The organism is Aeribacillus sp. FSL K6-1121 (assembly GCF_038003725.1).
GTDB lineage: Bacteria > Bacillota > Bacilli > Bacillales > Aeribacillaceae > Aeribacillus > Aeribacillus composti.
In genome coordinates this window covers 617,351-642,240 of the sequence record NZ_JBBOPS010000001.1, presented here as the reverse complement: position 1 = coordinate 642,240, position 24,890 = coordinate 617,351, and the positions used below count along the sequence as shown (strand labels likewise).

Annotated in this window: 18 protein-coding genes; 3 read left to right on the top strand and 15 right to left on the bottom strand. The window is 38.9% G+C overall.

The window, feature by feature from the left end:
- Positions 1-51: 51 nt before the first annotated feature.
- A complete protein-coding gene (locus tag NSQ61_RS03280; RefSeq protein WP_094246179.1) occupies positions 52-324 on the bottom strand; it encodes an acylphosphatase in 273 nt (90 codons plus the stop codon).
- Positions 325-719: 395 nt separating this feature from the next.
- Between NSQ61_RS03280 and NSQ61_RS20205 the strand changes: the two genes are divergently transcribed.
- Positions 720-791, top strand: coding sequence for a LuxR C-terminal-related transcriptional regulator (locus tag NSQ61_RS20205; protein WP_395994372.1), 72 nt, complete (start codon positions 720-722; stop codon positions 789-791).
- Between the two features lie 351 nt (positions 792-1,142).
- Here the strand turns inward: NSQ61_RS20205 and NSQ61_RS03275 are convergent, their stop codons facing one another.
- The 9 genes from NSQ61_RS03275 to NSQ61_RS03235 all read right to left on the bottom strand — a co-directional run bounded on the left by NSQ61_RS03275 (position 1,143) and on the right by NSQ61_RS03235 (position 13,015).
- The gene (locus NSQ61_RS03275; RefSeq protein WP_063388156.1) at positions 1,143-2,324 is read right to left on the bottom strand and encodes a sugar ABC transporter permease; all 1,182 of its coding nucleotides are present in this window, start codon (positions 2,322-2,324) and stop codon (positions 1,143-1,145) included.
- A complete protein-coding gene (locus tag NSQ61_RS03270; RefSeq protein WP_311067359.1) occupies positions 2,325-3,824 on the bottom strand; it encodes a xylose ABC transporter ATP-binding protein in 1,500 nt (499 codons plus the stop codon).
- A 91-nt stretch (positions 3,825-3,915) separates the two neighbouring features.
- Complete coding sequence (xylF, locus tag NSQ61_RS03265; protein WP_311066303.1) at positions 3,916-5,004, bottom strand: D-xylose ABC transporter substrate-binding protein; 1,089 nt, start codon at positions 5,002-5,004, stop codon at positions 3,916-3,918.
- Between the two features lie 221 nt (positions 5,005-5,225).
- Entirely contained in the window at positions 5,226-6,500 is a 1,275-nt protein-coding gene (locus NSQ61_RS03260) for a response regulator (RefSeq protein ID WP_340806018.1), read from the bottom strand.
- Positions 6,493-7,926 (bottom strand): sensor histidine kinase, encoded by a 1,434-nt coding sequence (locus NSQ61_RS03255; RefSeq protein ID WP_144596820.1) that lies wholly within the window; start codon positions 7,924-7,926, stop codon positions 6,493-6,495. The genes NSQ61_RS03260 and NSQ61_RS03255 overlap by 8 nt, the downstream gene beginning before the upstream one ends.
- Positions 7,923-9,038 carry a sugar-binding protein gene (locus NSQ61_RS03250; protein ID WP_242513817.1) on the bottom strand — a complete coding sequence of 372 codons (1,116 nt, stop codon included), beginning with the start codon at positions 9,036-9,038 and terminating at the stop codon, positions 7,923-7,925. Before NSQ61_RS03250 ends, NSQ61_RS03255 begins: the two co-directional genes overlap by 4 nt.
- 210 nt (positions 9,039-9,248) lie before the next feature.
- On the bottom strand, positions 9,249-10,151 hold the full coding sequence (locus tag NSQ61_RS03245) for a hypothetical protein (RefSeq protein ID WP_445659445.1): 903 nt from the start codon (positions 10,149-10,151) through the stop codon (positions 9,249-9,251).
- On the bottom strand, positions 10,078-11,847 hold the full coding sequence (locus NSQ61_RS03240) for an IS1182 family transposase (RefSeq protein WP_445659455.1): 1,770 nt from the start codon (positions 11,845-11,847) through the stop codon (positions 10,078-10,080). Before NSQ61_RS03240 ends, NSQ61_RS03245 begins: the two co-directional genes overlap by 74 nt.
- A 154-nt stretch (positions 11,848-12,001) precedes the next feature.
- Positions 12,002-13,015: a hypothetical protein gene (locus NSQ61_RS03235; RefSeq protein ID WP_340806013.1), complete on the bottom strand. Its 1,014-nt coding sequence runs from the start codon at positions 13,013-13,015 to the stop codon at positions 12,002-12,004.
- Positions 13,016-13,105: 90 nt separating this feature from the next.
- Here NSQ61_RS03235 and NSQ61_RS03230 point away from each other — a divergent pair, with 90 nt between their 5' ends.
- Together NSQ61_RS03230 and NSQ61_RS03225 are read left to right on the top strand one after the other, a co-directional pair.
- Positions 13,106-14,257 carry a DUF2515 family protein gene (locus NSQ61_RS03230; RefSeq protein WP_340806011.1) on the top strand — a complete coding sequence of 384 codons (1,152 nt, stop codon included), beginning with the start codon at positions 13,106-13,108 and terminating at the stop codon, positions 14,255-14,257.
- Positions 14,178-14,645: a CBO0543 family protein gene (locus tag NSQ61_RS03225; RefSeq protein WP_066247629.1), complete on the top strand. Its 468-nt coding sequence runs from the start codon at positions 14,178-14,180 to the stop codon at positions 14,643-14,645. The genes NSQ61_RS03230 and NSQ61_RS03225 overlap by 80 nt, the downstream gene beginning before the upstream one ends.
- A gap of 270 nt (positions 14,646-14,915) precedes the next feature.
- Here the strand turns inward: NSQ61_RS03225 and NSQ61_RS03220 are convergent, their stop codons facing one another.
- From NSQ61_RS03220 to gltB, 5 genes are all read right to left on the bottom strand, one after another.
- The gene (locus NSQ61_RS03220; protein ID WP_340806009.1) at positions 14,916-15,509 is read right to left on the bottom strand and encodes an ABC transporter ATP-binding protein; all 594 of its coding nucleotides are present in this window, start codon (positions 15,507-15,509) and stop codon (positions 14,916-14,918) included.
- A gap of 201 nt (positions 15,510-15,710) precedes the next feature.
- Positions 15,711-17,123: an NADP-dependent phosphogluconate dehydrogenase gene (gene gndA, locus NSQ61_RS03215; protein ID WP_063388147.1), complete on the bottom strand. Its 1,413-nt coding sequence runs from the start codon at positions 17,121-17,123 to the stop codon at positions 15,711-15,713.
- Positions 17,124-17,233: 110 nt separating this feature from the next.
- On the bottom strand, positions 17,234-18,454 hold the full coding sequence (locus tag NSQ61_RS03210; RefSeq protein ID WP_066247697.1) for a DNA polymerase IV: 1,221 nt from the start codon (positions 18,452-18,454) through the stop codon (positions 17,234-17,236).
- A gap of 269 nt (positions 18,455-18,723) precedes the next feature.
- Entirely contained in the window at positions 18,724-20,205 is a 1,482-nt protein-coding gene (locus NSQ61_RS03205; RefSeq protein WP_063388146.1) for a glutamate synthase subunit beta, read from the bottom strand.
- A 45-nt stretch (positions 20,206-20,250) separates the two neighbouring features.
- Positions 20,251-24,810: a glutamate synthase large subunit gene (gene gltB / locus NSQ61_RS03200; RefSeq protein ID WP_340806007.1), complete on the bottom strand. Its 4,560-nt coding sequence runs from the start codon at positions 24,808-24,810 to the stop codon at positions 20,251-20,253.
- Positions 24,811-24,890 lie beyond the last annotated feature (80 nt).

Below are 24,890 nucleotides of genomic sequence, written 5' to 3'. Positions count from 1 at the left end.
AAACACCCCTTGTACAAATAGGGGTGTTTTATCATATTAATGCTTTAATAATTAATAACGAATATCAAACTTTTGAAAGCCTTCCACTTCATCATGTTCCGTTAATTGTATATTTTCAACTTTTGAAAAAGGACTACCTTTTTGAATAGAGGCAAGAAAGTTCTGTAAATTTTGCTCCTCTCCTTCTGCAACGATTTCAACCGTTCCGTCCATCTTGTTTCGAACCCAACCGGAAATTTGGTGCTCGACCGCTTTTGATTGCGTAAAATATCGAAACCCCACTCCTTGCACACGTCCTGAAACAATGATATGGTATTGCTTCATTTTTTCACTCCTTTCATAAATATTCTTCATTTCTATCTTAATTTATTTTTTACCGAATTTAGATATAAACGAAACGGTTTGTGAAAGAATTAATCAAAAAAGTGATAGTTAAAAAATATATCCAATAGAGGCTGTCTAAAAAGTCAAATCCTCATTGAAAAATATCAATCTATCAACATTTCTAAAACATTAAAAGAGCGTCTATAAGCCGAAAAACGACTTATTAAACATCCCCATCCAAATTATAGAAAGTAAAGTTCATAGGGGGGAATTTACACAATAATTTGGACTTGACCAAAGAATTTTGCAAGTTAAAAAGATAGAAAATCAATATAAGATGGGAAAAATCCAATCACAACTAACGCCAACCGAATGAAAAATATTAGAGTTCATAGATAATACGTGAAATTGCAGATGAAATGTTCATTTCCATCCGAACGGTCAAAAACCATGTCAACAACATTTAAAAAAATGGAAGAAAAAAGCAGCAAAAAAATTAGGCTTATTTAAAAGGTAAGTTTAGTTATCGAACTTCTTAATTGCTTCTGGAATTACCTATAGGCTTTTTTATTTATGTGATTTTACATTTAATAAATCACATTCCGTCCTTAGTGATTTTCCTTCGTTGAAACACGATGCCTAAATGACCACAAGGATAGGAAATGAAACGAGGTTTATTCCAAGCTTTGCATAGTTTGATATAGTCTTCATAATTATATGGAAATTTTACAGCATACTGGTACATTTTTTACCAACACAAATAGGGCTGAAACTATGAATGATATCCAAAGTTCAGCCCTTTTGTCGCAGATTTTTAACTACTTATTTTTTTTACGGCTTGCAATATCTATCCAGACTGCTAGTACAAGAATACTTCCTTTCACAATGTACTGCCAATAGGTGTCCAGCCCCATAAGGGACATTCCATTATCGAGCGATGTCATGACCATGGCCCCTATAATCGCACCAATAATCGTTCCAGATCCGCCCATTAAAGAGGTTCCGCCAATGACACATGCAGCGATAGCATCTAATTCATACATCTGGCCAGCCGAAATGGTAGCAGAAGAAAGACGAGCTGTTAACACAATTGCTGCAACGGCTGATAACAATCCGCTAAATACAAACAGCATCATCGTGCGACTTTTAATATTAATTCCTGATAAACGCGCAGCTTCTGAATTTCCGCCAATTGCATAAATATGACGGCCAAATGTTGTGTTATTCGCAATAAATGAAAAAATGACTGCCAAACCGATAACAAATATAATGGGAAACGGAATTCCTTTATAGCTGTTCATCGTGATGACGAATAAAACAATGAGTGAGCTAAGAAAAAGTATTTTCATGATTTCCAATGAAAGAGGCATTACTTCAAATCCATAATTTAAGCGAGTTTTTCGTTTTCTTATTGTTAAAATAACCAAAATGACTACTGCTAGTATGGCCAACACAATCCCAAACATATTTGTAAAATAGGCACTTCCAAGGGCAATAAAATTCGCATCAAAAATAGGAATGGTTGTTGATTTCGTTATTCCCATTAAGATGCCGCGAAATGCCATCATACCGCCTAAAGTGACAATAAATGCAGGAATTGCCTGATAGGCAACTAGCCAACCCTGAAGTAGGCCAACAATTGCACCAGCAACTAACGTGACAACAATGACAACAATCGTTGGCATTCCCATCCAGTTACTAAATATGGCAGCAATACCTCCTGTAAGACCTACAATGGATCCGACAGATAAGTCAATGTGTCCGGCAACAATAACGAGAACCATTCCAATCGCTAAAATAGAAGTAACAGACATTTGAGTGAATAAATTTGAAAGGTTACGCGCTGTTAAGAATGTATCGTTCAAAATTCCAAAGAACAGCCAAATCGCAACTATGGCACCAATCATCGTATAAGCCCGTACGTCAATTTTTCCGATTATATCTTTCAACGACTTTTTTTTGACATTTGTCTTTTGTTGAGCCGTCACTTTTAATTCCATTTATTTCCCTCCTCCCGTTGCTGCTGACATAATTTTTTCTTGTGTGGCTTCTTCTTTCGTCAGCTCTTTCACAAATCTGCCTTCGTTCATGACCAGAATTCGATCGCTCATACCAAGTATTTCAGGCAGCTCTGATGAGATCATAATGATTGCGACTCCTTCATTAACCAGCTGATTCATTAATTGATAAATCTCATATTTTGCCCCTACATCAATTCCCCGTGTAGGTTCATCTAAAATTAAAATTTTCGGCTTAGACATCAACCATTTGGCAATAACGACTTTTTGCTGATTCCCTCCCGATAATGCTCCAACTTTCGTTTCGAGAGATGCCGTTTTAGTTTTTAACTTCTGGACAAACTGTTGGCTTGATTTCATTTCTTCATTATGGTTCATAACGCCCCATTTGCTAATTTTTTTCAAACTGGCAAGAGTGGTATTTGTTTTCACATCCATACTTAAAACAAGACCAAAGCGTTTTCGATCCTCTGTCACTAATGCTATCCCTTCATTAATAGCATCTTGAACGTTGCGAATGTGAACCTTTTTACCTTCTATCCATACCTCGCCTTCCCGTTTTCCCTCATATGCTCCAAAAAGACTTGTGGCAAGCTCTGATCTACCAGACCCCATTAATCCAGCTATTCCAAGGATCTCTCCTTTTCTAAGTGAAAAGGAAATATTATCATTTACCTTCATTTTTGGCATATCTGGATGCCAGACAGAATAGTTTTTCACTTCAAGAATCGTTTCATTTGGAGTTCGTTCAGCTTGCGGATATCGTTCCGTTAATTCTCTGCCGACCATTAAAGAAATAATTTCATCCTCACTTGTTTCATCTTTGGATAGAGTTGCAATGGATTTTCCATCACGTAAGACGGTTATGGAATCAGCTAAACGAAAAACTTCAGGCATTTTGTGAGAAATGTAAATACATGTTACCCCTTTTTTTCTTAATTCCTCTAAAATTCCCATTAATATTTCGACTTCACTCTCTGTTAAAGCAGCTGTCGGTTCATCTAAAATCAATATCTTCGTATTTTTAGACAAAGCTTTGGCAATTTCCACAAGTTGTTGCTGCCCGATGCCAAGTGAATAGATTTTCGTTTGAGGAGCCACATTTAAACCTACTGCATTTAACCATTCGGATGACTCATAAAACAATTGATCCCATTGGATGACGCCATATTTTTTCGGTTCTGCTCCTAGAAAAATGTTCTCTCCAACTGTCAAATCTTTAACGAGTGCAAGTTCTTGGTGAATAATTGCAATCCCTGCCTTTTCTGCATCTTTAATATTGCGGAAATGTACAGGGGTTCCGTTTATACGAATCTCTCCTGAATATGTTCCAGTTGGATATAATCCACTTAATACTTTCATTAACGTCGATTTACCCGCTCCATTTTCACCACAGAGCGCATGAATTTCACCTTTTTTCACTTTAAATGTTACACGGTCTAATGCTTTCACTCCGGGAAACTCTTTTGTTATTTGATCCATCTCTAACGAATACAACCATCTTCCCTCCCATTCGCAGCATGATAGAATGAGAAAGGTCTGACTCTTTTGTAAGAGTCAGCCTTTATAACATTTAATTCTGTTTTGGCCATTGATCTTTTGGAACATTTTGATAGACATCTTCTAATTTGTGAAATCCATCTTTAATGACAGTATCTAGAACATTTTCTTTCGTTACAGCAATAGGATCGAGAAGGACAGATGGAACATCGATTTTACCGTTCGGTATTTTTTGATCTGTTTCGATTTTTTCTCCTTTTGCAACAGCTACAGCTATTTCAGCCGCTTTCGTGGCAATAGCATGAATTGGTTTATAAACCGTCATTGTTTGCGTTCCTTCCACGATGCGTTGCAGCGCAGCCAGCTCTGCATCTTGACCAGACACAGGGATTCTCCCTGCCAGTCCTTGAGCCGCTAATGCTTGAATGGCGCCGCCAGCTGTGCCATCATTTGCTGCTATAACTGCTTGAATATTATTTTTATTTGCTGTTAAAGCGTTTTCCATATTTTTCAATGCTTCTTCAGGCTTCCAGTCCTTTGAGAACTGATCATAAACAATCTTAATATCCCCTTTTTCTTCAAGCGGTTTTAACACATTCATAGCTCCTTCACGGAATAGGTGAGCATTATTATCTGTATCGGCACCACCGATGTATACATAGTTTCCAGTCGGTGCTTGCTTAACAATCTCTTTCGCCTGCATTTCCCCAACTCGAACATTGTCAAAAGATACATAGTAGTCTACATCTGCATTTTTAATCAGGCGGTCATATGAAATAACCTTAATTCCTTCTTTATGCGCTTTGTCAACAATAGCTGCTGTAGCTTCTGCATTATGTGGTACAACAACTAACACATCTACCCCTTCGGAAATTAATTGTTCTGCTTGATTCAATTGAGCGGCATCATCGCCATTAGCCGCAAGCGTTTTTACTTCTGCTCCTAATTCTTTTACCTTTGCTTCAAACAGGTCTTTATCGCGCTGCCAGCGCTCCTCCTTTAACGTATCCATTGAGAAACCAACCACAATTTTGTCGCCATCTTCTTTTGCTTGACTGCTTTTGTCCTCGCCTCCCGATGAAACAACGCCGCATCCTGTTAAAGCAGAAGCTAAAACAAGTGATGCAGCTGCCATCGATAAAGTTTTCCACCATTTCTTCATTTGAAACCCCCCTCGTAATGTTTACGCTTTCATTTTTAAGCCTATCACGCATATGAAAACGATTTCTTTCTTATTTCCTTCACTTTTTCGACTTATAAAGGGACATTTTTCACCTGTAAAAATTTTACTGACTACCAAAATAGGATTCTTTTAATATTTGTCAAAAAAGTGCTAAAAAAAGATCACCCCTCCTGCACGTATAGGAGAAGTGATCGAATTTATCATTTATTTTTCTGCAGTTGGTTTCGATACTCTTTTGGCGTCATTTTTGTAACTTTTTTAAAAACTCGGCTAAAATAGTTAGGATCGTTATAACCAACATAATAAGAGATTTCTTTTACGTTAAGGTGGTATTGTTTCATCAGTTCTTTCGCTTTTTCAATACGCATGTGTGTTAAAAAATCAGAGAACGTTTGGCCCGTTTCCTGTTTAAATCGTTTACTAAAATAGTGTGGATGAAAATTCATCAATTGAGCGACTTCCTCTAGTGTAATATCTTCGTGAAAATGATCAGAAATAAATTGAAGTGCTATATCTAGTCCCTTCGTATTCTCTGAATTTAGTAAAGCTCGATTCTTTTCTTTCTTGTCTGAATCGTGTGCAGCCTCTACTTCTGAAATATGTTTTACCCGTCCAAAATACGGTTGAGATGTTACAGCCAGAAGAGCTTCTTGATATGACTTTTTAAAGCCTTGAATATCCTTTTGCAAAGTACCAATTCCTATTTTAATTTTTTTGTTTGTTCGTTTTTCGATTTCCTTCAACCATTTCATGGAAAGAGTAATCCATTGATTTCTCGTCATGTCCTGATCGGAACGAAACGAAAATATCGTCATACGATGATCGATTAAAGGACTGCATATACACTCTTGTTTATTTTTCATATACCTTTTGACAATTTGGTATAAATCTTGTTTCTCTTCCATCTTTATATCGGAAAATTCAATGACAAAGGCTACACTAGTTCGGTGAGGGATTTTTAACAGAGAAAGCAATTCATCCACGTCTGTTTCTGATACTGCATCCATCATAATCATTAGGGCACATTCGGATTCACTAATTGAAAAAAGGTGTCCCAGCTTTTCTTTCATTTTCAGTTCCTTCTCACGATTTAACAATTCTTCTTCTAATTCTGATATACATTTTTTCAACACAGAGACAATTTTCTCTTTTTTAGCTGGTTTTAAAATATAATCATTCACACCGAGTTCAATGGCTTCTTTTGCATAGGAAAAATAATCAAATGCAGTTAATATAATGATTTTAATCTTAGGATTTTGTTTTTTTATTTCTTCAATCGCCTCCAGTCCTTGAATACCAGGCATTTTTAAATCCATAAATATAATTTCCGGCTGATGCTTTTCCATCTGTTGTATCGCCAATCGGCCATTTTCAGCATGAAAAATTTGAAATTGATTGGGCAAACATTTTTGAATCATCAATTCTAACCCTTCACGCTCTAGAGGTTCATCATCTGCAATGAGAAGTTTATACATGCATCTTTTCCCCCCTTACTCTTGGTAATGACAACAAAATCGTGGTGCCGCGACCTTGCTTGCTTTTAATATCCACGATATCATGTACTTGGTAAAATAATCGCAAACGTCGAAACACATTTTCCATTCCTAATCCTGTTGAATGTCCTGTTGATTTTTTAATTGAAAAAGATGGTGACTCGAGTATTGTTTTCACAATCTTTTCATCCATCCCTACACCATTATCCGAAATTTTCACCAACACTCTTCCTTCTTTTTCTTTGACGCTTAACTCAATAACAGCTCCTGATTCCATTGATTCGATCCCGTGGACAAAAGCATTTTCAAGCAAAGGCTGAATCGTAAGTGCAGGTATTGATTGGTCTAAACAATGATTATCAATCTCCATTTGAAATGAAATACGGTCACGAAATCGTGCTTTTTGTATGGCAAAATACTCTTTTGCATTTTCAATTTCTTCACGCAGCATGACAGGTTCGTTTAATTTCCGCAAATTATATCGTAATAAATTGGAAGTAGAAATGGTTAGTTCACTCGTTTTTTCAGCTCCTTCAATATATGCAAGCTTTGAGATCACATTTAATGTGTTAAATAAAAAGTGCGGGTTAATTTGACTTTGAAGTGCTTTTAACTCTAATTCTCTCATTAATTTTTCTTTTTCTAGTATTTCCATATTTTTAGAGATTAATTTTCGTAAATTTTCAATCATCTGATTAAACACTTTTCCTAGTACCCCAACCTCATCATTTGGCTGGTATATCGGCACGTTCGTATTTAAGTCTCCCGCAGCGACTTGTTTAGCTGTTTGAACAAGCTGCTGAATGGGAATGACGATACTTCGAGACAGCCAGATAGCAAATACGATACTTAATGCTGTGGTTACAATAAACAAACTTCCTCCCCATTTATTCATATTTTCGTTAATTGCCAACATACTATTATACACAGGCTGGTATTCACTCAATTCCATGTCTACTAGTTGTTGGCTATCCTCCCGAATGAAAGAAGCAACTCTTTCTATTTCTTTGAATTGATCAGCTTGATCCAGAAATTTTTTTTCTTTTAAGTTTGTTAAAATAGCTTCTTCCAGTTGGAGAAAAGTATTGATCATATTTTTGTAATTATCAACTACTAAAGCATTACTGGCCGAATTGTTGCTTAAATTATTTTGCAGAGCTTCTAAATTAGCTTTATGTTTAATTAGCAAGTTAAGATTTTCTTTGTCTTGATATATGAGATAGCTGCTTAAATAGCGAAGATTTTCTTGAGTTTCATTGGAAATTTGTTTGTATAAGTAAATACGATGGACCATGAAGTCATAGCTCTTTTGAACTTTTTTTCCACTATCAAAAATAAAAAATGCTATAGTATTGAGTAAAATGACGAGCAATGGAATAAAGATAAACAATTTTGTCCGTATATTCACGGTGTTACCTCCATTTGTACGTTTGATGCATCTACTTTTTTGCTTGAAGTAAAATATACGTTTGGAATAGGTTGTCCTTGCAAATGCTTGGACATTAATTGAACAGCAATAAAACCCATTTCATATGGTTTTTGAATGATAGTCGCTGTAATCTCTCCTTTTTTTATTGCCAATAATGTTTCTTCGACGTCATCAAATCCAAAAATTTGAATATCGGATCGTTGCAAATTTTTCACAGCCACTGTCATACCAATTGCATCTAAAGCACTTGTCCCAACCATCACTGAAATATCGGGATATTTTCTTAACATAATATCAGCTTGAATGGACGCTTGTATTCTTGAAATATTGGATGCTTGGACTTCCACTACTTCTAACCTTGGATGTTGTTTAATAACTGACAAAAAACCATCTAGCCGCTCCTGTTGATTGTCAGATGATTCACTCCCAATAATAACCCCAATTTTATGCTGCCCTGTTGTCATATCTACCACGGTTTTCCCAAGCAATTGACCAGCTGCAAAATTGTCTGTCCCTACATAGGAAAGACGACGGCTCGCTTTAGCATCTGTATCAATTGTGATAATTGGAATATTTTTGGATATTGCTTTATTAATGATGGGAGTAAATGTTTCTTCATCCAAACTTTGAACAATGATTCCATCTACTTTAGAAGCAATTGCTTTTTCTAATAGCTTAATCTGTTCTTCAATACTTGTTCGTAACGGAGCGACATATTCAACTTCTACTTGAAACTTTTTTGCAGCATCCTGAGCACCTTTTTCTACTTTCCGCCAGTATGGATTATCGAATTCTTGAGCAATAAGAATAAAATGCGGAGGTTCTTCATGTAGGGAAACCCTTTTGTCAAGAGCTTCCACTGTCTCTTCCATCTGCTTTGACGTCCATATAAATTGAATAAAAACATATAGAAACAAAATAATTAAGAATAAAAAAGTTAATGTCCATCTTTTGTTTGACATATATTTCACCTTTAGCTCAAATAAATTGTAACCGTTTACAGTTAATCCGATTAAATATTTTGATAATCTACAAGCCTTATATCTATTAATATTATTATAAACTAGTGCGATTTCCTTTTTATTTTTCATAAATTTCTCATGTATGACTCCTCATAGGGAAATAATTCATAGCTTTTGTCTTACACTGATCGCTTTTTTAGGAGTCTCGCGAATTTCACTTTAAATGAGGATAGCTTTCGATTGAAACATCGTTCTACTATTTTTCGGTAAAAAGGTTAAAAATTAATTATCAAAAATGTTACGGCCGTAGCTTTTTGCATACAAATTTCCATCCTCTAATCACCATTTCTTTACAAAATGAGCCAATGCCAGCAAAGGAAAAATATATTCATAGCTTGGATAATGAATGTAAAATCCGCCAGGTAAGCCTTGACCTTTTGGGTATGTGATTGTCCATGAATTTTCATCTTTTGAATTTAATAAATAGTTCACTGCTTGATTCATTTGTGGTGTAACCGTTTCTTCTGCCGCTGCCAAAGCGTCTAATGCCCACGCAGTATGCACTCTAGTACTAGCTGGTAAAGGGATAAATTTTTTCTGTATATCACTTTTACAAGACTCTCCCCAGCCCCCATCGTCATTTTGAATGGAGTATAACCATTTCACAGCCTTTCGTACGGCAGGGTGATCTCTTCTCACCTTTACTGCGATTAAGCCTGTTAATGCACACCATGATCCATAAATATAACAAATTCCCCATCGTCCATACCAAGAACCATCGCTTCGTTGATTTTTTAAAAGCCACTTTACCCCTTGCTTTATAAACGTTTGATTGTAGCTTGATCGTGTAAAATTCCCTAAAAACTCCAACGTTCTTCCCGTTAAATCAGGCGTTGATGGGTCAAGAAGCATTTTTTCCCCGCCTTCTATCGGAAGCCAAGATAGCGATGACTTATTGACATTTTTTTCGAACGATCCCCAGCCTCCATCATCGTTTTGCATAGACAGGAGCCATTTCATTCCTCGATCCCAAAAGGAGCGATTATTTAATGCTTCTTTTCGCAACGCGCGTAAAGCCGCTGTTGTATCATCAATATCCGGATTCATCGTATTAATATTTGAAAATCCCCATCCCCCCGGTATTTGATACGGATTATGAACAGCCCAATCACCATATAGATAGTGCTGGCGAGAAGGGGCTGTCCGATAAGTCCCTAAAATGAAGCAAGTGGAGAAAAACAATTCGTTTCTCTCCACTTGCTTTTATATTTTTTCGATTTTTATCTGAAAGTAGCTGGCGGATGCCGGCTACTTTCAGTATGTTGTGGGCTAATGCCACAATCCCAAACTCAACATGTACCTTGTCGAGGCCCCGCAAAGAAAATCTGCGGAACGACCGATTGCCCTTGATGTGACCGAACACACTTTCTGCCTCGACTTTGCGTCGAGCGTAGATGGCGGCTTTCTCTTCACATTCAAGGGCTGTTTTGGCCTTTGCTTTCATTTCTTCGAAGATGGGATTCCAGTGAACTTGACGATTTCCCTTCGCTTTTGTGCATTTCGCTTTCAATGGGCAATCGGTACAATCTTCACATTCGTATATTTTGAAGCTTTGTTCATAGCCAGATGGATTCTTTTTGTTTTGGTATTTTTTAAACGTTACTCTCCTTCCATTCGGGCAAATAAAACAATCATCCTCTTCACAATAGGTCCAGTTTTTGGCATTTTTAATGTCTTTTTTGTATGTACGTGTTTGTTCTTTTACATAGCTCCCATAAGGAATTAGAAACTCAAAACGGGGCTCTTTCTCATCACCAACTGCATATACATAGTTTTCTTCACTACCATAGCCTGCATCCGCAATGACCGTTTTGGGCATCGGTAATGAACTGGAGGCTAGCTTCTCCATATGTGGGATAAAGCAACGTGTATCGGTCGGTCGTTGATGAATGGTATAAAACAAGATAAACTGATTCTCTGTCCCCATTTGCACGTTGTATCCGGGCTTGAGCTGACCGTTTTTCATATGGTCTTCTTTCATGCGCATGAAGGTTGCGTCTTTGTCTGTTTTCGAGTAGCTGTTACGGTCACCGAACATTTCCTTTTGTTCCTTGTATCTTGCCATTCGGGGCAGGAAATCTTCACGAATTTGTTTCACCGATTTCTTTAATTGACTGCGTTTTTTTCGCTTCTCTTTCCGAATGGATGTATCGGTCTCCTTTTCGATTTCTTCCGTTAGCGTTTCAACTTTTTCTTCTATTTCTTTTGCGATTTCCTCCATGTTTTGTTCGGTGATCTCTGTATGTTGATCGCTTTCCTTTTGCCCTGTTCCGGCTTCTAATTGGGTTAATTCATGAATGTGCTTTAGTGTTTCTTGGATTTTTTCTTTTAATTTCTCTTCGAATTTCAAAGTGGATTTTTTCCACACAAAAGAATACTTATTGGCATTGGCTTCGATCTTAGTGCCATCCAAAAAGTAGTTTTCCATCGTGATGTAATGTTCTTTTATCAATTTGAGAATCATGACTTCAAAGAGCTCATCCATGAAAGCTTTCATCCGTTCCCCTCGGAACTCATTAATGGTGCGAAAATCTGGTTGTTGCATCGCTGAAAGCCACATGGCAGGAATATTTTCTTTAACGAGTTTTTCGATTCCTCGGCAGGAATAAACCTTTTGAGAATAAGCATACAGAATGATTTTCAGCATCATTTTGGGATGATAGGAACTTCTGCCGCCGCCTTTATAATGAGAAAACAATTGTTTATCTGGTATCGCCTCCACCATTTCGTCCACGACACGTGCCACGTGATGTTCGGGTATAAGAGATTCAATATCATAAATCATTTGAACTTGACGGTTGTCATATGGTTTGAAAGTAGGGGCTAAATTTCTTTTGGCAGGAGTTTTTTCTTCTTTTCCATCTAGAGGAAGTGTCATTTGTGTGTTATAATTTTCACGAGTAATCATTTGATTGCTCATAAAAAATCGTCCTTTCTGTAATGTTGTGTGGTAACTTCATTTTACTAGAAAGGACGATTTTTTTGTGCATTTTTTTTAAAAAGTGAAAAAATGAGGGGCTCCAAAAAGTCAGTTACCCTGACTTTTTGGACAGCCCCCTTTGAATAGAAGCTGACGCAGATGGTACACCAGCTTCTTGTAATGAATAGCTTAATAATGCCGTATTCCAAACAGTTGCCGTCGTGTATTGAATATGAGTGTGTCCATCTATTGTTGTCTTCATTGACTTTAGCCCTTGAACAGCCCGAACAATAACTGGATGCTTTTTCGAATATCCTAGAGCCATCAGAGCAAAAATCATTAAAAATGTTGAACTAAAGTAGCTATAAAAGGTACCATCTTGTTCAATTCGATTTAACATATATTGTTCTGCTCGATGTAATGCCAATCGATGAAGCTCAAAAGGAATACCTACTAATTGTTTCATGCCGTCATATATAAACGAAAAAAAAGAACGCCATTCAGAAGAGTCCAAGTCCCAAAGGTCTTCATTTCTATGAACATATAAGTCTGATAAGTCAGGAGTATGCTTTGTCTTTATACTAAACTTTCGATCAGCAGCAATCAATATTGGTATTAAATTGGCTCTTGCATAAACGGAAAAGTCAAAAAAATTTACAGGAAAAGTAGTTGGAAATAAAATGAATTCGATCGGCAGATGAAAGGATTTAGGCCATTTGATTTGGTCCGTTAAAGCAAGCATGACTTTCGTAAACATATTTACTTTTCCAATGCCACCATGGTTTATGATAAACTTCCTAGCTAGTCGCATGTTTGTATTGTTTTGATCGATGAATCCCGAATAAAGTAAAGCATAGTATGCTTCAACTGTTGTAGATAGATTTCCCTTCTCTTCATCGTAAAACAGCTTCCATGCTCCGTTTTTCTCCTGTTTACTTAATATCCTGTCAACGAGTGATTGAATGAATTGTTCATCATGAATTTCCAATGTTCGTAATAAGATAATCATATAACAATCTGTGGCAATACCCGTTTCAAATGGGAAATCCCAAGCACCGTCAAAATTTTGCCTCTTTAGGATTAATTCCGCCAATCGATTGATTTCAGCTTCAATTCGTTGTTTCATCCTATTCACCACCACTTCATGTAGTAAGTTTTAGCTTATTCCTATACATATTCAGCTTTTATGGAAGCTATTCGATGAGGGAGGAATAGGATGGTCTTTCCATGGTTGAACAACAATAAATTGATCGGTCAACAGCTTTTGAAAATTAAGGAAGATCTCGTCGAAAAAATGAAATGTAACGTAAATCAGCCTATGCCTCCATTACAAACATGGGAACAAAACATCATTGATTCCATTGTGAACGTGACAAATACACTCAACGCTAACAACGTAACTAGAACAGCTGCATATTTAAATTTTTATATCAGGCATCCAGACATCCATTGGGCGCTCTTAGGACATATGGTTTCCCGGAATGGAGGATGGCATATGACCGATTTAAAAGGAGACTTGTTAACAAGGCTAATATCAGAAAAGGAGCAAAAAAACTACTTTTTATTTTTAGAACGTGGAAATTGGTTAATCTTTCAAGATGTATTCCCGCAATTTTTACTTTATCACCACAGCTTGCGCATGAAACGAAACTTATTTTACCTCCTCCCCTATTTAAACGTATCAACATTTATGGAAACAATCTGGAATCACTATTGGGAAAACAGAAACTATTATCTACTGGCAATCGCAACGGTCATCAATGAACAAAACTATTTAGAAAAACATGTTATTCAAAATCATCATTTTCAAAAGACCGTATTAAACACGATTGGTTTCAAGCTTTATGATTTTTTGCGATTTAATCACATCATCTTTCCGTATGTTGAAAATGAAACAAAGCCTGCTTTAATCGGAGCGACGCTGCAGCATTTTGCATCGCTTCATGAACGAATTATGTTAGGTAAACGTTTATATTCTTTGCTTTTTCACCAAGAGAACGTTTTACAAGGAGTGCTGCGTTGGGCAAAAAAAAATAAGCATACAGGTTCGAGAGCAGATTACTGGGGGCACCTCTTTCATCATGTGAAAGAATCATTGCCAGGCACAATCTATAAACGAAGGACAAAAAAGTGCGAGTTGAAAAAAGGAGAGCCGCGCATTTACAGCCCTCAATTAAAATTCGCTTGGGAAAATATCAAACACGAAGACGCGGTCAGTGAAGATTGGTTCCATGATTGGAAGGTCATCCACTATTTAAAAGAAGAAACATTTTCAGGCGGGGATATTTATGAAGATTATTGTAAAACAATCGAAAAAATTGAACTTACCATCATGGCGAAAAAAGCAATTTTTCTTAGAAAGGAATAACATTGCTTTACTTGCTGCAGCACTTTTTGCCTCTTTACTTGGAACATACTTAGATTTGATTTTTGTTGAATGCAGATTTTACGCCTTTCCAAAACGATTGTTCCCGAAAATCTTCTCTATTAACATCTTGTTTACGCTCGTCATTCTACCTATTATCACCGCCTCATTTTTAATCGTCATGCATAAAATCCGTCCTTTTGTTCGCCCAATCCTACTTTGCTTAATTGGTATTTTAGCCTGCATTTTTGAACAAGCGGCTGAACGAGCGGGCGTGTTTATCCATTCTTCTAATTGGAATCATTTCTATTCTTTTTTTGGATATATCCTTTTCTTTATAATTATATGGAGATTTTACAGCATACTGGTGAATTCTCCCCAAAACAATTAGGGCTGCAACGTTCAGCCCTTTGAAGCTGTCGATTACGGGAAAAGAGGCTCCCAATAAAAGGATCAATGAGATCTTTCTGGAGAATGATAAATCGGTGATTTTTTCGGTCTTGACAATAATTGCTGTTTTAAGCCCGACAGCATAATTAACGGCATCGATTTTGAAATAGCTGAAGCATCTAGCAAAAATATTATTATATTTGATTTAACACATAATGTTCCAGTTCGCTTTCGCTGTATTGATTGGTAACTTGATGAATTTTCCCGTTTTTCAGCAATAATATTTCATCGGCCAATTTATGGCGATCGGGATCATATGCGTGGAAAGAAGAACAATATTTCCCCTTCTGGCATAAGAAATGAGCTTCTTATAAGTTTCAGCAATGTTAATCGGGTCTAAAGATACTAGCGGCTCATCCAACAGCAATACCTTCGGTTTTATTAAAAAAGCAACGGCTAAAGCCAGCTGGTGCTTCATTCCATGTGAATAATTGATGACCAGTTCGTGGATAAACGACTGAATTCCTTGTTCTTCACAAAACCTTTCCAATTCATCTTTCGACATATTCAAATGATAGATTTTTTTAATAAAATCTAAGTTGTCAAAGCCAGATAAAAAATCTAGAAAAATTGGCTTCTCTGAAACATAATGAACAAGCTCATTAAGCTTTTTGTTATCTTTTATTATAATCGTGCCGGAATCATAAGCTAGAATGCCGGACAAAATTTTCATCAATGTCGTTTTTCCCGCACCATTCCTCCCTAATAGACAATAGATATTATTTGGTTCTAATGTAAATTGAACTCCTTTTAATATTTCCATTTTCGCCCGATACGACTTTTTTAAATCCGCAACTTGAATCATCTTTTTCAACCCTACTTTATGTTAATTTTTAACATTTCCCTCTATATTTAAAGAGGAGACAACATAATCCCATTGTTGATTCGAACTTTTTATCAAGAAAAATTTTTTCTTTTTCAAAATGAAAAATAGCAGAACGGTGCTCACGAGAAAGGAATCATGGCGAAATGAAAAAGCATCGGTTAAAACCGATGCTTTTTATCGTTATTTATTCAGCCAATCTGTATGGAAGATGCCTTCTTTGTCAACGCGCTGATACGTATGAGCGCCGAAATAATCGCGCTGTGCTTGAATTAAGTTTGCCGGCAATGTTTCAGTGCGGTAGCTGTCATAATAAGCAAGAGCGGCAGAGAAGCACGGCACTGGAATTCCTCTTTCGATGGCAATCGCAATAACTTGTCGTAAAGCTCCCTGATAGCTTTCAACAATTTCTTTAAAATAAGGGTCCAACAGTAGGTTTGGAAGATCAGGGTCGCGATCGTAAGCGTCTTTGATTTTTTGCAAAAACGCTGCGCGGATGATGCAGCCGCCGCGGAAGATCATGGCAATATCGCCGTATTTTAAATTCCAATTATACTCTTCGCTTGCTGCTTTCATTTGCGCAAACCCTTGAGCATAAGAACAAATTTTGCTCATGTACAGCGCTTTGCGAACGGCTTCAATGAGTTCTTCCTTGCTTCCTTCATAAGGCCGTACATTCGGTCCGCTCAACAGTTTGCTTGCTTTAACACGCTCTTCCTTCATGGCGGAAATAAAACGGGCAAATACCGATTCAGTAATGATCGGAAGAGGGATTCCTAAATCGAGAGCGTCTTGGCTTGTCCATTTTCCTGTTCCTTTTTGCCCGGCGGTGTCAAGAATGACATCGACAAGCGGTTTTCCTGTTTCTTCATCGATTTTTGTGAAAATATCTGCTGTAATTTCAATTAAATAGCTGTCGAGCTCTCCTTTATTCCATTCAGCAAACACTTCATGAAGCTCTTGAGCATTTAACCCTAGAACATGTTTTAAAATGAAGTAAGCTTCGGAAATTAATTGCATATCTCCGTATTCAATGCCGTTATGCACCATTTTTACGTAATGTCCTGCTCCGTCTGGACCAATGTAGGTGGTGCACGGCTCACCATTTACCTTAGCGGCGATCGCTTCAAAAATTGGACGCACAAGCTCATGAGCCTCTTTTTGTCCTCCCGGCATGATGGAAGGGCCTTTTAAAGCTCCTTCTTCCCCGCCGGAAACCCCTGTGCCAATGAAATGGATGCCGCGTTCAGCGAGCTGTTTGCTGCGGCGTTGAGTATCTTTATAATATGTATTTCCGCCGTCAATTAAAATATCTCCTTCATCGAGATATGGAAGAAGCTGTTCAATAGTTGCATCAGTCGCAGCACCCGCTTTAACCATCAGTAAAATTTTTCGAGGCTTTTCAAGAGAATTGACAAATTCCTCTATACTATACGTTCCGACGATTTTTTTTCCTGCTGCTTCTTTTAGCATTTCGTCTGTTTTTTCTGAAGAACGGTTGTAGACAGAAACGCTGTAGCCTCTGCTTTCAATATTCAATGCTAAATTTTTTCCCATTACTGCTAATCCGATAACACCTATTTGCTGTTTTGACATATGAATACGTCCCTTTCTATTTCGAATAACTATTCTACAGAACTGAAAATACCATAATTAATAGATTGTTTTCAAGTCAAAGCCATATACAAAGTACAGGCTTAAAAAACTTATTTAAAGAAAAAATCTTTCCCGAAGCTCGAGCCGAAAGAATCAATCTCTTTATGCATGCTCAGTCCTTTTTTGATAATTCCTTCTCCATATTTTTCAGACAATTTTTCTATCGCCTGATGGAGCGGTTCATTTTTCGCTTCTTCTTCAAAAGTAAATAGATCAAGCTGTTTAAAAGCATTTTTTTTGTGCATCACATCCTGCCCTGTTATGCCGAGCAGGCGCACAGGCTCATTTTTCCACAGCTTTTGAAAAACAATCAAAGCATGCTGGAAAATTGTTCTTTCATCATCGGTTGGGTTTTCTAATTTCATACTTTTTGTTACAGTCGTCCGGTCTTTATAGCGAAGCATCACTGCAACTTTTGTCGCTACCGCCTCTTTTTTCTTCAATCGGAGACTTACCGATTTCGCCAAACTTTTCAGGGCATTCTTTAACTCTTCTTCATTTGTTGCATCTTCGGGCAGCGTCATCTGATTTCCGACGCTTTTAAAATCATAAACGGACGATGGATCAACCGGGCGATGGTCAATGCCGTTTGCTTTTTCTTTTAACCTTAATCCATTAATGCCAATTATTTTTTCTAGTTGAACGTCGTTTCCTCTTGCAAGGTCACCGATTGTCCGAATTCCGATCTTCTTTAATTTTTCAGCTGTTTTCGCCCCTACGCCATGCATCTCTTCTACATCAAGAGGCCACAATTTCTCTTTAATATCCCTCTTCCTTAAAACCGTTATGCCTAAAGGCTTTTTCATATCAGAAGCTGTTTTAGCCAAAAATTTATTCGGGGCAATTCCGATGCTGGACGGCAGCTCCAACTCATCAAGAAGCCGCTGTTGAATTTCTTTTGCCAGATCGAGCGGATGTCTTGCGACGTCTGTGACATCCATATATCCTTCGTCTATAGAAACCGGCTCTACAATCGGTGTGTATGAACATAAAATCGCAAACATTGCTTTCGATGCTTTTCGATAACGATCAAAACGGGGCTTTTTGACAATTAAATTCGGGCAAAGCTTCTTTGCCTCCCATACTGGCATGGTCGTCTTTACCCCAAACGCTCTAGCTTCATAGCTGCAAGTCACAACAATTCCTTTCCTCTCCTCCGGGTTGCCGGCTATCGCAAGCGGCAGCCCTTTTAACGACGGATCAAAGGCAGCCTCAACAGATGCGTAAAAACTATTCATATCAATATGCAAAATAACGCGGCTCATACACATCACCCAATATCATTGTACCATACATAAATAAAAGAGGCTCCCTTGTTCTTTTGAATGGGCGGACAGAGCTGAATGAAGCTGGCATTTCTTGCTGCCTGCTATGCAAATGCTTTAAAAATAAAGGAAAGGGGGTGTCTAATAAGTCGTTTTTACGGCTTATTGACGACCCCCATTAATGTTTTAGAAACGTTGATATATCGGTGTTTATGATTTTTATTTTCAATGGCGATTGGACTTTCTAGACAGCCCCGGGATTTCAAAATATAATTTTAAGGTAAATTCGTCGCTCCCATTAAGAAGCGATCCACTTCCCTTGCGGCACCTCTTCCCTCATGAATCGCCCAGACAATCAAGCTCTGTCCTCTTCTTGCGTCACCTGCAGCAAATACGCCTTCTACATTTGTTGTAAATTTGCCGTACGGAGCGTTCACTTTCCGGTTTACCGTTTCAACGCCAAATTGCTTCAGAACAGGCTGTTCCGGCCCTTCAAAGCCGATTGCGATAAAGACTAAATCGCACGGCCATACTTTTTCTGTGCCGGGTATTTCTTTAAACACCGCATTGCCGTTTTCATCAAATGATTTTTCCATTTGAATCGTATGCAATTCTTTTACATTGCCATTTTCATCGCCGACAATTTTCTTTGTTTGGATGCAAAATTGACGAGGATCCTGTCCGAATTTGCTTTTCGCTTCCTCATATGCATAATCTAACGTAAAGACCAGCGGAGCTTGAGGCCATGGATTGCCTTCCGCCCGCTCCTTCGGCAAGGCTGGATGTTTACCAAATTGCACAACGCTTTTACACTTTTGCCGCAATGCTGTCGCTACACAGTCAGCACCTGTATCACCGCCGCCAATGACGATGACATGCTTATCTTTTGCATCAATAAACTTTTTGTCTGCAAAATTAGAATTGAGCAGGCTTTTCGTCGTTTCTGTTAAATAATCCATCGCAAAGTGCACGCCGTTTAATTCTCTTCCTTCAATCACAAGATCACGCTGCTTTTGCGCTCCTGTGCATAAAACAACAGCATCATATTGGGAGCGAAGCTCATCAGCGGTGATGTCTTTGCCTACTTCCGTATTAGTTATAAACGTAATTCCTTCTTCTTCTAAAAGACGCACTCTTCTTTCAACAATTTCCTTCTCAAGCTTCATATTCGGAATACCGTACATTAATAACCCGCCGATTCGATCAGCCCGCTCATAAACCGTAACGGAATGTCCCGCTTGGTTCAATTGATCCGCACATGCCAGACCGGCAGGACCTGACCCAACAATAGCGACTTTTTTACCTGTGCGCTTTTCAGGAATTCTCGGCTGAACCCATCCTTCGTCAAAGCCCTTATCGATTATTGCGCGCTCGATGCCTTTAATGGCAACAGCAGGATCTGAAATCGCAACCGTACAAGATCCTTCACACGGTGCAGGGCAAACCCTTCCGGTAAATTCAGGAAAATTATTTGTTTTTAAAAGACGGTCCAGCGCTTCCTTCCATCTACCTCTATAAACAAGATCATTCCATTCAGGGATTAAATTATGAATCGGACAACCTGATGTTAAGCCGTTAATCTCCATTCCCATATGACAGAAAGGAGTCCCGCAGTCCATGCAGCGGGCACCTTGTCTGGCAAGTGTTTCATTTGAAAACGGGAATGAATATTCCTTCCAATCATCAAGGCGGGAAAGCGGATCACGTTTTTTCTCTTCTTCGCGTACATACTCCATAAAACCTGTTGCTTTTCCCACGAGTCTCCCCCTCCTTTTCATCCATTCACTAGGTGTGCAATGAGGTTAATTTGCAACAGCCTGTAAAGCGAATGGTTCACCGGCGGTTGTTTTCTCATTCGCAACCGCTTCAAATGCTGCAAGTACAGCTTCTTCTTTCGTAAGACCTGAATTTTCCATTTTTTCAATCGTGCTGATCATTAATTTGTAGTTTCTAGGTATCACTTTAATAAATCTTCCGACATACTCTTCCCAGTGATCTAATATATGCCGGGCCTTTGGACTTTCTGTATATTGGAAATGCTTCGAAATCATGTCATATACAGTGCGGATTTCTTCTTCATCTTCAAGAGATTCAAATAACACTAATTCCTTATTGGCTGTTCGTTTGAATTTCTCCTGATCATCCGCCAATACGTAAGCAATGCCTCCGGACATACCAGCTGCAAAGTTTTTGCCGACAGATCCGAGAATGACAACACGTCCTCCGGTCATATATTCACAACCGTGATCGCCGACACCTTCAACAACAGCATTCACACCGCTGTTTCTTACACAAAATCTTTCGCCGGCTCGCCCTTGAATATATGCTTCACCGCTCGTTGCACCGTAGAACGCCACATTTCCAATAATGACATTGTCACTTGATGCAAAAGATGCTTCTTTCGGGTGACGGACAATTACTTTTCCGCCGGATAAGCCTTTTCCAATGTAATCATTGGCGTCGCCAGTAAGCGTCATCGTCATTCCTTTCGGTACAAACGCAGCAAAGCTTTGACCTGCTGAGCCGTAGAAATGAAGATTGATCGTATCTTCCGGCAGCCCCTCTTCGCCATATTGTTTTGCAATTTCGCTGCCTGTAATGGTTCCAACGACGCGGTTCACATTTTTAATGTTCAAATGGAGTTCAACTTTTTCTTTCCGTTTAATTGCCTCTTCAACTTTCGGCAATACTTCGTTCACGTCTAATGACTGGTCGATTTTATGGTTTTGCGGACGTGCAAATGTTCGCGGACCCTCCACTTGATAAAGCAAGCGGGATAGGTCAAGATGCTTTGCTTTCCAATGTTTTTTTGCACGGTCGCTAACCTTCAATACATCTACTCTTCCAACCATTTCATCAATAGTTCGGAATCCGAGGCTTGCCATGATTTCGCGAACTTCCTGCGCGATGAAATACATGAAATTAACAACATGCTCTGGCTTGCCCATAAATTTTTCACGAAGTTCAGGATTTTGCGTTGCCACTCCGACTGGACATGTATCAAGATGACATACACGCATCATGACACATCCTAGAACGACTAGAGGAGCGGTTGCAAAACCAAATTCTTCTGCCCCGAACAATGCCGCCATCACAACATCACGGCCTGTCATCAGCTTGCCGTCTGTTTCAAGAACGACTCGGTCACGCAATCCGTTGAGCATAAGCGTCTGATGTGTTTCACTAAGGCCGAGCTCCCACGGAAGTCCGGCATGCTTAATGCTCGTCTTTGGAGATGCCCCGGTACCGCCGTCATAGCCGCTGATTGTAATAACGTCCGCTGCACCTTTCGCAACTCCAGCAGCAATCGTTCCTACTCCAGCTTTTGAAACAAGCTTGACGCTGATTCGGGCATCTCTATTCGCGTTTTTCAAATCATGAATAAGCTGCGCCAAGTCTTCAATTGAATATATGTCATGGTGCGGAGGCGGTGAAATCAATTCCACACCCGGTGTAGAGCCGCGAACTTTTCCGATCCAAGGATACACCTTTTTGCTTGGCAGCTGTCCGCCCTCACCTGGCTTTGCTCCTTGAGCCATTTTAATTTGCAGCTCGTCAGCATTGACTAAATAATGGATTTTCACGCCGAAGCGGCCGGAAGCTACTTGTTTTATGGCGCTTCGCTTCAAATCTCCATTTTCATCTGGAACATAGCGGTTCGGATCTTCTCCACCTTCACCGCTGTTGCTTTTTCCACCGATGCGGTTCATCGCAACCGCCAATGCTTCATGCGCTTCCTTGCTTAAGGAACCGAAGGACATTGCTCCTGTTTTAAAGCGGCGTACGATCGATTCCACCGGCTCAACTTCTTCAATAGGAATCGGTTTTCTAGATTCATTGAATTCAAACAAGTTGCGCAAAAACGTCACTTGCTCTTCATTGGCCATCTTCGAGTATTCTTTAAATAACTTATAATCGTTTTTCCGGCATGCCCATTGCAGCGTATGGATCGTTTTCGGATTGAATGCATGGTGTTCTCCGTTTCTTCTCCATTGAAATTCGCTGCCTGGATCGAGCGTTTCATCTCGATAAGTTGTTTTAAATCCTTGAGCATGACGCATTTTCGCTTCTTTTTCAATTTCTTTTAATCCGATTCCTCCAATTTGCGAGGCTGTTCCAGTGAAGTATTCCTCGATAACTTCTTCTCCAATGCCGACCGCTTCAAAAATTTGGGCTCCGCGGTAGCTTTGAATCGTAGAAATTCCCATTTTTGACATGACTTTGACGACCCCGTCTGTCACCGCTTTTTTAAATCTTTTTACTGCTTCTTTATATGAATATGGAATCGTTCCCTTTTGAACAGCATTTCGCACTGTTTCTAAAGCTAAATAAGGATTGACCGCATCTACACCATATCCTATTAGAGCCGCAAAATGGTGCACTTCTCTCGCTTCTCCGCATTCAACAATAATGCTTGCTTTCGTGCGGGTTCCTTTTTTCACCATATATTGATGCAGAGCGCTTCCGGCAAGCAGTGCTGGAATTGCTGCATATTCTTCATTTACTCCGCGATCTGATAAAACTAGAAGTGTGGCGCCGTTTTCCACCGCTTCATCAGCAGCTTGAAAGAGCTGATCTAATGCATTTTTCAAATCATCTTTAAACAAAGCCGGCAAAGTGACGCATTTAAATTCAGGATACGGATTATCTTTCAAAGCAGCGAGTTCTTCATTCGAAAGAATTGGAGATTCTAAGCGAATGCGTCGTGCTGCTGATGGATCAGGATCGAGAATATTTCCTTCTTTTCCTAACAGTGTCATCGTAGAAGTGACGATCGATTCACGAATCGCATCAATCGGAGGATTCGTTACTTGGGCAAACAATTGTTTAAAATAATTAAACAAGCTTTGCGGGCGATCTGACAGCACTGCAAGAGGAGTATCATTTCCCATTGCGCCGATCGGATCTTTTCCATCGATCACCATCGCTGCAATTGTTTTTTCAACATCTTCATACGTATAACCAAACGCTTTTTGGAGTTTGGTTAGATCGTCAACCTTTTCAACATCTTCAGGGACATTGATGTCGAAAATAGAAATCATCTGATCATTGATCCACTGGCGATATGGTTTTTCTTTGGCGATTTCTTCTTTGATTTCCTGATCAGAAATGATTCTTCCTTCTTCCAAGTCAATCAACAGCATTTTTCCTGGACTCAACCGGTCTTTATAAAGCACATTTTCCGGTTCAACATCAATCACACCGACTTCTGATGAGAAAATAATGTAATCATCTTTCGTCACATAGTAGCGGGCTGGTCTAAGTCCATTGCGGTCTAAAATAGCTCCGATCTGCTTTCCGTCTGTAAACGAGATGGCCGTTGGACCGTCCCACGGCTCCATAAAACAGCTGTGAAACTCATAAAATGCTTTCTTATCATCATCCATTTCATCATCCCAAAACCACGGTTCAGGAATAAGCATCATCGCCGCATGCGCCAGCTTTTTTCCTGCCAGCACAAAAAATTCAAAAGCGTTGTCTAAAATGGATGAATCGCTTCCGTTCATATCTAAAATAGGTGTGATTTTTGTCAAATCATCCCCGAAAACGTCTGAAACAAACAGCTTTTCCCTTGCAGCCATCCAATTCACATTGCCGCGCAATGTGTTGATCTCGCCATTATGGATTAAATATCTGTTTGGATGCGCTCTTTCCCAGCTTGGGAACGTATTGGTGCTGAATCGGGAGTGGACTAGAGCAAAAGCTGATTGAAATCTCTCGTCCTGCAAGTCTACATAAAATTCATCTAATTGTTCAGGCGTCAAGAGACCTTTATAAACAATTGTCCGGCTTGATAAACTTGCAAAATAAAATTCATTATTTTGAACAAGACGTTCTGCTTGTTTCCGAATAACATACAGCTTTCTCTCAAAAGTAAGCTCGTCTTGAATATCATCGCTCGCCCCAATAAATACTTGTCTGATGAAAGGTTTGCTCTCTTTTGCAAGCCAACCGATCTTTTCAGAATTTACCGGCACAGTTCTCCAACCTAATAATATTTGTCCTTCTTTTTCAATGATTTTATTGATTTCTGTTTCATAATGTATCCGATCATGTTCACGACTCGGCAAAAAGACCATTCCGACTCCATATCGTCCTTTTTCTGGAAGGTTCATTCGTCCGCAAGCAACTTTAAAATAATTGTGCGGAATTTGAACCATAATGCCTGCACCGTCTCCAGTTTTTGGATCGCTTCCTTGTCCGCCGCGGTGCTCCAATTGACAAAGCATGTGAAGGCCTTTTTTGACAATATCATGAGAAGGTTTCCCCTTCAGATGAGCATATAAACCGATCCCACATGCATCATGTTCAAATTCAGGACGATAGAGACCTTGTGCCTTTGGTAATCCTATCTGTTTCATCTCTTCTCCCCCATTCTCATGCCGATAAGTCTGTATGTTTAATTGTAGTTTTCAAAAATAATATTAACAATATATAATTT

Bases quoted from the DNA above. Each gene is read 5' to 3' on its own strand.
- NSQ61_RS03250 (WP_242513817.1), bottom strand. From the start codon at position 9,038: ATGAAAAATAAAAAGGAAATCGCACTAGTTTATAATAATATTAATAGA.
- gltB (WP_340806007.1), bottom strand. From the start codon at position 24,810: ATGAAACAGATAGGATTACCAAAGGCACAAGGTCTCTATCGTCCTGAA.
- NSQ61_RS03275 (WP_063388156.1), bottom strand. From the start codon at position 2,324: ATGGAATTAAAAGTGACGGCTCAACAAAAGACAAATGTCAAAAAAAAG.
- NSQ61_RS03210 (WP_066247697.1), bottom strand. From the start codon at position 18,454: ATGTGTATGAGCCGCGTTATTTTGCATATTGATATGAATAGTTTTTAC.
- NSQ61_RS03230 (WP_340806011.1), top strand. From the start codon at position 13,106: ATGGTCTTTCCATGGTTGAACAACAATAAATTGATCGGTCAACAGCTT.
- NSQ61_RS03220 (WP_340806009.1), bottom strand. From the start codon at position 15,509: ATGATTCAAGTTGCGGATTTAAAAAAGTCGTATCGGGCGAAAATGGAA.
- NSQ61_RS03260 (WP_340806018.1), bottom strand. From the start codon at position 6,500: ATGTATAAACTTCTCATTGCAGATGATGAACCTCTAGAGCGTGAAGGG.
- NSQ61_RS03240 (WP_445659455.1), bottom strand. From the start codon at position 11,847: ATGACACTTCCTCTAGATGGAAAAGAAGAAAAAACTCCTGCCAAAAGA.
- gndA (WP_063388147.1), bottom strand. From the start codon at position 17,123: ATGTCAAAACAGCAAATAGGTGTTATCGGATTAGCAGTAATGGGAAAA.
- NSQ61_RS03235 (WP_340806013.1), bottom strand. From the start codon at position 13,015: ATGAAACAACGAATTGAAGCTGAAATCAATCGATTGGCGGAATTAATC.
- xylF (WP_311066303.1), bottom strand. From the start codon at position 5,004: ATGAAGAAATGGTGGAAAACTTTATCGATGGCAGCTGCATCACTTGTT.
- NSQ61_RS03225 (WP_066247629.1), top strand. From the start codon at position 14,178: ATGAAGATTATTGTAAAACAATCGAAAAAATTGAACTTACCATCATGG.
- NSQ61_RS03270 (WP_311067359.1), bottom strand. From the start codon at position 3,824: ATGGATCAAATAACAAAAGAGTTTCCCGGAGTGAAAGCATTAGACCGT.
- NSQ61_RS03280 (WP_094246179.1), bottom strand. From the start codon at position 324: ATGAAGCAATACCATATCATTGTTTCAGGACGTGTGCAAGGAGTGGGG.